This window comes from uncultured Salinisphaera sp., from assembly GCF_964012375.1.
Taxonomy (GTDB): Bacteria; Pseudomonadota; Gammaproteobacteria; order Nevskiales; family Salinisphaeraceae; genus Salinisphaera.
The window spans coordinates 1-11,529 of record NZ_CAXGSH010000111.1; the positions used below are offsets into that span (position 1 = coordinate 1).

The 11,529-nt window shown below is 63.2% G+C and carries 13 protein-coding genes; 9 read left to right on the plus strand and 4 right to left on the minus strand.

What is annotated here, in order from left to right:
* Both ABNU97_RS15550 and ABNU97_RS15555 read left to right on the plus strand, forming a co-directional pair.
* A partial coding sequence (locus ABNU97_RS15550; protein WP_348767588.1) for a cbb3-type cytochrome c oxidase subunit I occupies positions 1-1,038 on the plus strand: 1,038 nt, incomplete at its 5' end.
* A gap of 221 nt (positions 1,039-1,259) precedes the next feature.
* On the plus strand, positions 1,260-2,138 hold the full coding sequence (locus ABNU97_RS15555) for a cytochrome c oxidase subunit 3 (RefSeq protein WP_348767589.1): 879 nt from the start codon (positions 1,260-1,262) through the stop codon (positions 2,136-2,138).
* A gap of 89 nt (positions 2,139-2,227) precedes the next feature.
* Here ABNU97_RS15555 and ABNU97_RS15560 read toward each other — a convergent pair whose 3' ends face one another.
* Positions 2,228-2,434, minus strand: a complete 207-nt coding sequence (locus ABNU97_RS15560) for a twin transmembrane helix small protein (protein WP_348767590.1) — start codon at positions 2,432-2,434, stop codon at positions 2,228-2,230.
* A gap of 63 nt (positions 2,435-2,497) precedes the next feature.
* On the opposite strand from ABNU97_RS15560, the gene ABNU97_RS15565 reads away from it, so the two are divergent.
* Genes ABNU97_RS15565 through cyoE form a run of 4 tightly spaced genes read left to right on the plus strand, consistent with a single transcriptional unit; the run spans position 2,498 to position 5,676 of the window.
* The gene (locus tag ABNU97_RS15565) at positions 2,498-3,175 is read left to right on the plus strand and encodes an SURF1 family protein (protein ID WP_348767591.1); all 678 of its coding nucleotides are present in this window, start codon (positions 2,498-2,500) and stop codon (positions 3,173-3,175) included.
* Positions 3,172-3,744, plus strand: a complete 573-nt coding sequence (locus ABNU97_RS15570) for a hypothetical protein (RefSeq protein WP_348767592.1) — start codon at positions 3,172-3,174, stop codon at positions 3,742-3,744. Before ABNU97_RS15565 ends, ABNU97_RS15570 begins: the two co-directional genes overlap by 4 nt.
* A gap of 14 nt (positions 3,745-3,758) precedes the next feature.
* Complete coding sequence (locus tag ABNU97_RS15575) at positions 3,759-4,763, plus strand: COX15/CtaA family protein (protein ID WP_348767593.1); 1,005 nt, start codon at positions 3,759-3,761, stop codon at positions 4,761-4,763.
* The gene (gene cyoE, locus ABNU97_RS15580; RefSeq protein ID WP_348767594.1) at positions 4,756-5,676 is read left to right on the plus strand and encodes a heme o synthase; all 921 of its coding nucleotides are present in this window, start codon (positions 4,756-4,758) and stop codon (positions 5,674-5,676) included. Before ABNU97_RS15575 ends, cyoE begins: the two co-directional genes overlap by 8 nt.
* Here the strand turns inward: cyoE and ABNU97_RS15585 are convergent, their stop codons facing one another.
* Positions 5,677-6,006 (minus strand): YqcC family protein, encoded by a 330-nt coding sequence (locus ABNU97_RS15585; protein WP_348767595.1) that lies wholly within the window; start codon positions 6,004-6,006, stop codon positions 5,677-5,679. It abuts the gene before it with no gap.
* A 45-nt stretch (positions 6,007-6,051) separates the two neighbouring features.
* Positions 6,052-6,657 (minus strand): hypothetical protein, encoded by a 606-nt coding sequence (locus ABNU97_RS15590; RefSeq protein ID WP_348767596.1) that lies wholly within the window; start codon positions 6,655-6,657, stop codon positions 6,052-6,054.
* Between the two features lie 379 nt (positions 6,658-7,036).
* Between ABNU97_RS15590 and ABNU97_RS15595 the strand changes: the two genes are divergently transcribed.
* From ABNU97_RS15595 to ABNU97_RS15605, 3 genes are read left to right on the plus strand one after another with little or no spacing between them, the layout of a single operon-like run.
* Positions 7,037-8,878: an assimilatory sulfite reductase (NADPH) flavoprotein subunit gene (locus tag ABNU97_RS15595; protein ID WP_348767597.1), complete on the plus strand. Its 1,842-nt coding sequence runs from the start codon at positions 7,037-7,039 to the stop codon at positions 8,876-8,878.
* A 58-nt stretch (positions 8,879-8,936) separates the two neighbouring features.
* Complete coding sequence (gene cysI / locus ABNU97_RS15600) at positions 8,937-10,685, plus strand: assimilatory sulfite reductase (NADPH) hemoprotein subunit (RefSeq protein WP_348767598.1); 1,749 nt, start codon at positions 8,937-8,939, stop codon at positions 10,683-10,685.
* A complete protein-coding gene (locus ABNU97_RS15605; RefSeq protein ID WP_348767599.1) occupies positions 10,654-11,232 on the plus strand; it encodes a DUF2059 domain-containing protein in 579 nt (192 codons plus the stop codon). Before cysI ends, ABNU97_RS15605 begins: the two co-directional genes overlap by 32 nt.
* Before the next feature lie 18 nt (positions 11,233-11,250).
* On the opposite strand, the gene ABNU97_RS15610 is transcribed toward ABNU97_RS15605, so the two are convergent.
* On the minus strand, positions 11,251-11,529 hold a 279-nt coding region (locus ABNU97_RS15610; protein WP_348767600.1), incomplete at its 5' end, for a dihydrodipicolinate synthase family protein.

Consider the following 11,529-nt stretch of genomic DNA (forward strand, 5'->3'; position numbering starts at 1 on the left):
CCGGACATGCCGCTGCTCAAGATGCCGCTGTTCGTATGGACCTGGCTTATCACCGCCTACCTGCTGATCGCGGTCATGCCGGTGCTGGCGGGTGCGGTCACCATGATCCTGACCGATCACTTCTTCGGCACCACCTTCTTCGACGCCGCCGGCGGCGGCGACCCGGTGCTGTTCCAGCATATCTTCTGGTTCTTCGGGCACCCCGAGGTCTACATCATGATTCTGCCGGCCTTCGGCATTGTCTCCACGATCATCCCGGCCTTCGCGCGCAAGCCGCTGTTCGGGCATGACTCGATGGTGTATGCCGTGGCCTCGATCGCGTTCCTGTCGTTCATCGTCTGGGCGCACCACATGTTCACGGTGGGTATGCCGGTCTCGGCCGAACTGTTCTTCATGTTCGCGACCATGCTCATCGCCGTGCCCACGGGCGTGAAGGTGTTCAACTGGGTCGCCACCATGTGGCGCGGCTCGATGACCTTCGAAACGCCGATGTTGTTTGCCCTCGGCTTCGTGGTGCTGTTCACCATCGGCGGCTTTTCCGGGCTGATGCTCGCGCTCACGCCGGTGGACTTCCAGTATCACGACTCCTACTTCGTGGTGGCCCATTTCCACTACGTGCTGGTGCCGGGTGCGATCTTCTCCATCATCGCTGCGATCTACTACTGGATTCCGAAGTGGACCGGCGTGATGTACAACGAAAGACTCGGCCAGTTCCACTTCTGGTGGAGCGCGATCTGGATCAACGTGCTGTTCTTCCCGCAGCACTTCCTGGGTCTGGCCGGCATGCCGCGTCGTATCCCGGACTACGCCACCCAGTTCACCGACTTCAACGTCATTTCGTCGATCGGCGCGCTGATGTTCTTCCTCGGGCAGTTCGTGTTCATCTACAACATGATCATGTGTATGCGCGGTTCGGGTAAGAAAGCCACGGGTCGCGTCTGGGAAGGCGCCCGCGGGCTCGAGTGGACGGTGCCCTCGCCGGCGCCGTACCACACCTTCGAGCAGCCGCCGAAGATCGACCCGCGCGAGCTGGCGTAAGCGGGCGGGCTGCTCCTTATGTCGCCCAAACGCAAGAACGCGCTGCTCGCGATCGCCCTGGCGGGCATCGCGGTCGGCGTGTACGTCGCCTTCTTCTTCGAGATGGCGGCACGCTAGCCGAAAGTAGTCAGGGGAGAGGGGCGCGCTGCGGCGTGCCCTGCAACGGCCGAGCCCTTCAACCGGGCGTAAGGCAGCAAGAATAGAAGCAAGGATCGATCGTTATGGCCACGCATACCAGCGAACACCACAAGTATTACGTACCGGAACCGTCGCCGTGGCCGTTCATGCTCACGGTTGCGCTGTTCCTCATGCTGGGCGGGGCCGGCTTCTGGCTGAACGGCCATACCGGGGTGGCGCCATACCTGGCCGCCATTGGCTTGGCGATGGTGCTGGTCATGGTGTTCATCTGGTTTCGGGACGTCGTGCATGAAAACCGCACGGGCGCCTACGGGGTCCAGGAAGATCGTACCTACCGCTACGCGATGATGTGGTTCATCTTCTCCGAGGTGATGTTCTTCGCGGCATTCTTCGGGGCCCTGTTCTATACCCGCATGATCGCGCTGCCGTGGCTGAACGGCGAGGGCGAGAAGTTCTTCACCAACGTCTATCTGTGGCCCCAGTTCGAGGGCGCATGGCCGACCAACGGTCCGGGCAATATTGGCGGCGAGTTCGAAACCGTCAACGCCTGGCACCTGCCGCTGATCAATACGCTGCTGCTGCTGACGTCCTCGGTGACCATCACCTGGGCACACTGGGGCCTGAAAGAGGACAACCGCTGGAAGCTTTGCCTGGGCCTGGCTGCCACGGCCGCGCTAGGCGCCTTCTTTCTGTACTGGCAGGCGGTCGAGTATATCGAGGCGTACGAGCATCTCGGTCTGACCCTGGGTTCGGGCATCTACGGCTCGACCTTCTTCCTGCTGACCGGTTTTCACGGCATGCACGTGACGCTGGGCACGATCATGCTCATCGTTATTCTGCTGCGCTGTCTGAAGGGCCACTTCAGTTCCCATGACCACTTCGGCTTCGAGGCCGTCGCCTGGTATTGGCATTTTGTCGACGTGGTCTGGCTCGGCCTGTTTATCTTCGTCTATATCCTTTGAACGGATAGGACGAAGCCCGCCGAAGCAATCGCAGCCTGATCCGGGCGGCCCGACGCGGGCCGCCCGTTGTCGTTGCGATGCAAGGCCGGCTACTGGCCGAGATTGTGCGGCTGTACGATACCGGTTAAATAACCGATCACCAGCAGGCCGATCAGCGCCAGCGACAGGCCGATGCGCCACGTCAGGGCCTTGACCGTGCGTCTGGTATCGCCGCTGTCGCGTACGAGAAACACCAGTCCCGACCCCAGGGCCGCGATGATGGCGAACAGGAACACGACGATGAATATCTTGACCATATGCGCTTAGGGCGCTATCGGTTCGCGCCCCCTTTGTGGGGTTGGGTGATCGTACTGTTAGGCATGGCCGCTTTGTCCAGCCTCGGCATTTGGCAGATACAGCGCGGCGAGAGCAAGCAGGCGATGCTAGCGCAGCGCCAGGCTGCCGGCAAAAGCCCGGCACGGGACTTTCTTGAGGTCGAGCGTGGCGAGGACGGCGCGACGCCGGCCTATGGGCTTCGTTACACGCTGACCGGGCGTTTGGATGCACGCCGGCAGGTGCTGTTCGATAATCAGGTGCGCAACGAGCGAATCGGCTATCACGTGTGGACACCGCTGGTACTGGCCAACGGTCGACGGGTGATGGTCGACCGCGGCTGGGTGCCGCTCGGCCCCGGCGGGCGCGCCGAGCCCCCGGATCCGGCGGCGCCTGCCGGTGAAGTCACGATGACGGGTGTCTGGCGCGATCTGCCGCGGCCCGGCATGCGCTTGGGCGGAGACGCGGCATGTCGGCTCGAGGGTTGGCCGCGGGTGCTCAACTATCCCGACATCGAACAGCTGCGCTGCCAGTACGAAGGCGATGTTGCCAACGGGCTGTTGCTGCTCGACGAGGCGGATCCGCGCGGATTTGCCCGCAACTGGCAGAACCAGTTCGAGCAGATGCCGCCCGTGCGTCATTTTGGCTATGCGCTGCAGTGGTTCGCCATGGCGTGCGCGGTAGCGGTGATTTTCGTGGTTCTGAATTTAAGGCGTATCCGATGACGACAAAGACACGCGCGCGTCTCAAGCTGCTTGGCGTGATGATGGTTTTCGTGGGCCCGCTGGCGTTGGCCTATGTGCTCTACTACGGCCTGTCATACGGCGCGGCGGGCACCAACGGCGGTACGTTGATCGACCCGGCCAAGCGCGTGCCCAACATCACGCTTACGGATGCGGCCGGCGAAACCGTGCCCAGCGGTGCCCTGTTCGAGCAGAAATGGACGATCCTGCAGGTCGCCCCCGGCGGCTGCGACGATGCATGCGTCGAGTCGTTGAAGGAAACGCGCCAGATCCGCGCGCTGCTGCACCGCCGCGCCACGCGGGTGCAGCGGATACTGCTTACCGATTCACAGACCCTGCCGGCCATGCCGGAACAGCCCGACCTGAGTCTCTATCGCGGGCCGTTGGATGACTTTCGCGCGATGTTCGAAAGCCAGGATGCAGCCACGCCGGGCACGGTCTACCTCGTCGATCCGCTGGGCAACTGGATGCTTTACTATCCGCCCGGCGGCGATGGCTCGGCGCTGTTCAAGGACGTCAAGCACCTGCTCAAGCTCTCCCATATCGGTTAGACCGGGACACTGTCATGACGCGTTTTCGTCTCATTCTGATTACGATCTGCCTGACCTTCGTCGTGGTGACGCTTGGCGCTTTCGTGCGGCTGTCCGACGCCGGGCTCGGTTGTCCGGACTGGCCGGGCTGCTACGGGCATCTCGACGTGCCGACCGCCGAGGCCGACGTGGCCCGGGCCAATGAACGCTTTGCTCATCGCCCCGTGGAGGCGCCCAAGGCCTGGAAGGAGATGATTCACCGCTATGCGGCCGGCACCCTCGGTCTGCTGATTCTGGCGATGGCGCTGCTCACCCTCAAACGCACCAGCAACCCACACCAGCAACGCAGACTGCCCTGGGTGATTCTCGCACTTGTGGTATTTCAGGCGCTGCTGGGCATGTGGACTGTGACTCTGTTGCTCAAGCCGTTGATTGTGACCGCTCACTTGCTTGGCGGGATGGCGACGTTCGCTTTGCTGGGCTGGTGCCTGTTTCGCGAGGGCGCCTTGTTCGAAGGCTATGGCCTGGCCATGCGCCGCGGCCTGCGTGTCGCGGCCGGCGCCGCGCTGGCTTTGCTGATAGGCCAGATATTTCTCGGCGCCTGGACCTCGACCAACTATGCGGCCATGGCCTGTCCGGACTTCCCGACCTGCCAGACCTACTGGTGGCCGCCGACCGACTGGTCTACCGCCTTCACCCTCTGGCACGGCCTCGGGATCAACTACGAATACGGCATCCTCGACAGCGTGCCGCGTGCAACCATTCACTGGGCGCATCGGCTGGGCGCAGTCGCCATCACCGTGGTCATGCTGGGCCTCGCCGGCCTGCTCTGGCAGCAGGGCAGGGTCGACCGGCGCTGGCGCGGTATGGCCGCGATCCTGATCGCGGCACTGGCGCTGCAGGTGTCGATCGGTATTTCAGTGGTGGTGTTCCACCTGCCGCTGCCGGTGGCCGTGGCCCACAACGGAGGCGCTGCCCTGTTATTATTGACGCTAGTTGCCATCAACCACGCAGTCTGGAAAGCGCGCGCTCATGTCTAGCTCCTCCGGCTCAACAACGCTCGATCGTTCGACGCTCTCCCAGCGGCTGTCGGACTACTACGAGCTGTGCAAGCCGCGCGTGGTGTTGCTGATCGTGTTTACGGCGATGGTAGGCATGTTCCTGGCCACGCCCGGCATGGTGCCGATCGACGCGCTGCTGTTCGGTACGCTCGGCATCGGACTGATGGCCGCCTCGGCGGCTGCGGTCAATCAGATGCTCGATCGCAAAGCCGACCAGCGCATGGCGCGAACGCGCAAGCGACCCCTGGTTACCGGCCATCTGGACATGGCCCAGTCGGCGCGCTTCGCCGCTGCGATCGGCCTTCTGGGCATGGCGATTCTGCTCTGGTTGGTCAACCCCTTAACGGCTTGGCTTACGCTGGTCACGCTGGTGGGCTACGCGGGCGTCTATACGGTCTATCTCAAGCGCGCCACGCCCCAGAACATCGTGATCGGCGGGGCTGCGGGTGCGGCGCCGCCGCTGCTGGGCTGGGCCGCGGTGACCGGCTCGGTAGACGCGCATGCCCTCATCCTGTTTCTGATCATCTTCATCTGGACGCCGCCGCACTTCTGGGCGCTGGCGATCGAGCGCCACCGCGAATATGCCGAAGTGGATATTCCGATGCTGCCCGTCACCCATGGCCTCGAGTACACCCGCACGCAGGTGCTGCTCTACACCGTGCTGCTGTTCATCGTGTCGCTGCTGCCCTTCGTGACCGGCATGAGCGGTCCGCTGTATCTGCTGTGCGCGATCGGGCTATCGGGATGGTTTCTGGTCTATGCGGTTCGGCTCAAGTACGCGCCGAAGCCGGGGCTGGCGATGCGTACCTTCGCCTACTCCATTCTCTATCTCATGGCGCTGTTCAGCGCGCTGCTCGTCGACCACTACGTGCCGGTAATCTTCGGCGTCTGATCAGGCCCGTTTCGGCCCGCCGATGGCGCGGTCGAATTCGCGCAGCCGATCCACCACCGCCTGCTTGCCCGGTTGTTCGGCTAGCGCTTCTTCTGCCAATGGCGCGATTGCGCTCGCCCCGGGCAGCGGGCCGTTGTGTTCGATGATTTCGCGCATGCGCGGAATGAATACGAACTGCAGCCATTCGCTGAACGCGAGCGTATCGGCACAAAACGGCGTACGGCTGGCCATTGCGGCCGGCGAGGGCGCGCTCGCATGCCAGAGATCGGCGGCGCGCATGCTCTGTTCGATCGCGAGCATCAGGTCGGCCAACTGGTGTAATTGCTGCATATCGTTTTCTGGCATAAGGGCAGGCAAGATCGGGCAAGACCCGGCTCAGAAAGGCCACCACCAGTGGCCGGGATTTTCCAGATCGGCGCGACAGCCGCGCAGCTGACCGGCATAGCGGTCGGCGCGGGCGTTGACCCGGCCGGCGGTACGCTCGAGCCACGGTTTGCGGCGATAGCTGCCGCGTTTAAAACCGGTCTGGCCTTCGTGATACGCCAGATACTGGCTATACGCATCCCATTTGGAAATGCCGAGCATGGCGTTGCTCTTGGCCACGTACCAGCCTACGAAGTCGGTCGCATCGCCGAAATCGTCGCGACTGGCCCAGCCGTTGCCGGTGTCGGTCTTGTACCAGTCCCAGGTGCTGTCGAGCGCCTGGGTGTAGCCGTAGGCCGAGGTGATATGCGTCCAGGGAATGAACCACAGCAGCCGCCGGCGCGGCGGGCGTGCATCGCCGACAAAGGCCGATTCCTGATAGATGATCGCCATCTGGACATGAATCGGCGCGCCCCAGCGATCGAAGGCGGAGTCCGCCGCATCGAACCAGCCGTTCTTCTCGTAGAAGATATCGCAGACGTTGCCGGGCGAGCGCGGCGGCGCGGTGACACAGCCGCTGAGTACGACGGCCACGCAGATCAGGACAAGACGGTGCATGCGCGAAGCGTAGCAGAGCCGTGGGGCACAGGTCGCCCGTGGCGCAGCGCGGCACAGCCCGGGAACGCGCCCGTGCGCCGGCAGCCGTCGCGTTGAGCACGCGCTGCGGTGATCTCCGGTCGGCCGGTCCTGTATCTACCGGCCGTGCGCTCGCGTGTCAGCCTGGGCACGCCCCCTCTGCGTGCCCACACTAAGACCGGGAGGGCCGCGACGGGTATAATGCGGCGCCCTGCGAGCAGCGAGCATGACTGCGGCAGGTATGCCTATGTTGAAAAGTTATAAGAAAATAAAAATTCAGACGTTTTAAGATAGATCGCGGCCGGCTACCCTGCGCGGCTCAGGCCGGCGGTCTGAAGAACCCACCTTTTGCGGATTGTTGATGAAGGTCACCCCCATTCAAGAACACACCAGCCCGCTCGATGCCCAGCAGGCCCAGCAACTGTCGGCGTTGATCGAGACGCTTACGCCGATGCAGGTGACCTGGATCAGCGGTTATCTGGCCGGCATTAACGCCACCGCCGTCGCCGGCGAGGTGGCAGCGCCGGCGCAGGCCGCCGCGCCCGCCGCCCAGGGCGATGCCAGCGAGCCGCTGACCATTCTCTATGGTTCGCAGACGGGTAACGCCGAAGATATCGCCGAGACCCTGCGCGAGCGCGCCGAGGCGGCAGGGCTGAATGCCACCGCCTACGACATGCTCGACTACAAGCCGAAGGACCTCAAGAAAGAGAAGAACGTCGTCGTCTGTGTTTCGACCCATGGCGAAGGCGATCCGCCGGACAACGCCGAGGAGCTGCATGCCTTCATCTATGGCAAGAAGGCGCCGAAGCTCGACGGCCTGAAGTTTTCGGTGCTGGCCTTCGGTGATACCAGCTACGAGCACTTCTGCCAGACCGGCAAGGATTTCGATGCCCAGCTGGAGAAGCTGGGCGGTACGCGCCTGACCGATCGCGTGGATCTGGACGTGGATTTCGACGAGGCCGCCGAAGCCTGGATCGAAAGCACGATCGACAAGTACAAGCAGGAGCTGGGCGGCGGCGAGACGCCGCATCCCACGGTTACGGCCATGCCCGGCGCCATTGCGGCCCCGGATGCCGGCACGACGAGCTATTCGCGCAAGAACCCGTACTCGGCGGAAGTGCTCGAGAACGTCGTCCTCAACGGCCGTGGGTCAGACAAGGAAGTCCACCATATCGAGATGGACACCGAAGACTCCGGCCTCGTCTGGGAGCCGGGCGATTCGCTGGGCATCATTCCCGAGAACGACCCGGCCGTGGTGGAGGAGCTGATCGCCGCGCTGAATCTGTCGCCGGAGGAAAAGGTCACCGGGATCGATGGCGAAGTCACGCTTCAGCACGCGCTTACGCATCAGTACGAAATCACCACGCTTACCCGCCCGCTGATCGAGAAGTATGCCGTCCAGGCCCAGAATGAATCGCTGGACGCGCTGCTCGCCGAGGATCAGCGCGAAGCGCTGGCGGAGTACATGCACGGGCGATTCCTGATCGATCTGGTCGAGGACTACCCGATTGCGGCCATGACCGGCCAGGATTTCGTACGCCTGCTGCGCAAACTGCCGCCCCGGCTGTATTCGATCGCCTCCAGCCATGCCGCCAACCCCGATGAGATCCATCTCACCGTGGCGGCGGTGCGCTACGAGACCTTCGGACGGGCCCGCAGCGGCGTGGCGTCGATCCAGCTGGCCGATCGCAGCGAAGACGTGAAGCTGCCGATCTATATCGATCACAACAAGAACTTCAAGCTGCCCGACAACGACGATGCGCCGATCATCATGATCGGCCCGGGTACCGGCGTGGCACCGTTTCGTGCCTTTCTTGAAGAGCGTGAGGAGCGTGAGGCCGGCGGCGACAACTGGCTGTTCTTCGGCGCCCAGCATTTTCTGACCGACTTCTACTATCAGACCGACTGGCTGCGCTGGCGCAAGGAAGGCCTGCTTACGCGCATGGACGTGGCGTTTTCGCGCGACCAGGAAGAAAAGATCTACGTACAGGACAAGATTCGTGCGGCCGGCAAGGAGGTCTTCGAGTGGATCGAGCGCGGCGCGACCGTGTATGTCTGCGGCGATGCCAATGCCATGGCCCACGACGTGCATGAAGCGCTGCTCGAGCTGATCGGCGAGAACGCCGGTCTCGACGCCGACGGCGCCGCCGACTATCTCAAGAACCTGCAGAAAGAAAAGCGCTACCAGCGCGACGTCTATTAAGCAGCGCCCGCGTGTCACGCGCTCTGCTTTACCGACACCACCGATTCCGAGTGCCATCATGAGCGATAAAGAACTGTCCGCCGTCGAACACATCAAGATCGCCAGCAACTACCTGCGGGGCACCATCGCGCAAGGGCTGGCCGATGAACTCACGGGTTCGATCGCCGAAGACGATACCCAGCTGACCAAGTTCCATGGCTTCTACCAGCAGGACGATCGCGACCTGCGCTCCGAGCGCAAGGCCTCCAAGCTGGAGCCGCATTACCAGTTCATGCTGCGCCTGCGTCTACCGGCAGGCGTGGTCACGGGTCAGCAGTGGCTCAAGATTGACGAACTGGCCCATCGCTACGCCAATGGCACGCTGCGCCTGACCACCCGTCAGACGTTTCAGTACCACGGCGTGCTCAAGAAGCACCTGCGGCCGTTGCTCCAGGGCGCCTACGAGGTAGGCGTGGATGCCCGCGGTGCCTGTGGCGACGTCAATCGCAACGTCATGGCCTCGGCCAACCCCGATCTGTCCGCGTTGCATCGCGAAGTGCACGACTGGTCGGTGAAGATTTCCGAACATCTGGCCTGGAAATCCCGTGCCTATGAAGAAATCTTCCTGCAGCAGCCGCCGCAGGGCGAGGACCACGAGCCGATCTACGGCACGACCTATCTGCCGCGCAAGTTCAAGATCGCCATTGCGATTCCGCCGGAAAACGATGTCGACGTCTTCGCCAACGATATCGGCCTGATCGCCATCGTCGATAACGACAAGCTGGTCGGATTCAATATCGCCATCGGCGGCGGCATGGGCTCGACCCACGGCGACGAGGCGACCTATCCGCGCCTGGGTTCGGTGATCGGTTTCGCCACGCCGGAAGACACGCTCGAGGTGGTCGAGGAACTGGTCAAGATCCAGCGCGACCACGGCGATCGCGTCAACCGCAAGCATGCCCGGTTCAAGTACACCATCGACGACCACGGCCTGGGCTGGATCCACGAGCAGCTCGACGAACGCGCGGGCATCAAGCTCAAGCCGGCACGCGAATACAAGTTCGAGCGCAACGGCGATCCGCTTGGCTGGGCCGAGGGCGATAACGGCAACTGGCACCTTACCCTGTTCATCGAAAACGGCCGTATCGCCGATTTCGACGACAACGGCACTGCCCACTACGGTCAGTATCAGGGCCCGCCCGGCTACAAGCTCATGACCGCGCTACGCGAACTGGCCAAGATTCATACCGGCGAGTTCCGGCTGACGGGCAATCACAACGTGATTGTTGCCAACGTCAAGCCCGAGGACAAGGCCGCGGTCGAGGAACTGGTGGCCCACTACGGCCTCGACGACGGCCAGAAATATTCGACGCTGCGTCATTCCGCCATGGCCTGTGTCGCCTTTCCGACCTGTGCGCTGGCCATGGCCGAATCCGAGCGCTATCTCCCCACCCTGGTCACCAAGATCGAGAAGATCGTCACCGATGCCGGCATCAAGGATCAGCCGATCGTCATCCGCATGACCGGCTGCCCGAATGGCTGTGCGCGCCCCTTCCTTGGCGAGATCGGTTTCGTGGGCAAGGCACCGGGCAAATACAATCTGTATCTTGGCGCCGGTCATGATGGCGCGCGCCTGAACAAGCTCTACCGCGAGAACATCGACGAGCAGGAAATTCTGGCGGAGCTGACCCCGATCATCGAGCAGTACGCCGCCGAGCGCGAAGCCGGCGAACCGTTCGGGGATTTCGTCATTCGGGCCGGTATTATTGCCGAAACCACCGAAGGACGATTCTTCCATGAAAACGTCGGCTCCCCTGAAGCTGCCTAGCACCCATCGTCTGCGCGGCGCGGGCCGATGGCTCGCGCCCGCGCTGTTCCTGCTGCTTTGTGGGCCGCCCGTGCTGGCCCAGAGCGGGACCCCGGCGGCGGGCCATGCGCCCTCGTCGGGCAGCGCGGCCGCGCAACAGGACAAGGACGACGTCATCCGTGAGCTGATCGCGCTCACCGATGCCGAGCAGCTGGAGGCGATCTTCTCGCGCCAGTTCATCGATCGCGTGGCCAACGCCGTGGCGTTGTTTCGCCCGGATATGGACCCGGCCACCATGCGCGTGATCCGTCAGGAAGCCACGGCGGTCATCCGCGAGCGTATCGAGTCCGGCGATGCGCTGTATTCCGTGCTCTACCCGGTGTATGAAAAGCACTTCAATATCTTCGAGCTCAACCAGCTGGTCGAGTTCTACCAATCGCCGCTCGGCCAGAAGCTGGTACGCGTGTCGCCCGAGCTGCTCACCGAATCACTCGCGCTCGGCCGCGAGTGGGGCCTGTCGCTGGTGCCGGAGATCATGGAACGCGTGCAGTCGCGTCTGTCCGAGTAGCCCTCGGCTCGAACCTGTTCAGAGCAGCTGACTGGCTGCAAGCGCGCGCCGTACTGTTTCACGTTCGTGGGTCGACAGCGGTTGTAGTGGCGCCGGCATGACCGGCGCCGCGCGCTCGATCAGGGCGATGGCCTCATGGGCGACCCGATAGCTTGCATAGGCGCGACATGCATCCCAAAGCGGTTGCAGCTGGGCATGGCAGGAACGGGCGGTCGCGTAATCGGCCTGTTGGATCGCCTGCATGATTCTACAGAACGCACCGGGGAATACGCCTGCCATGACCGAATACCAGCTGCG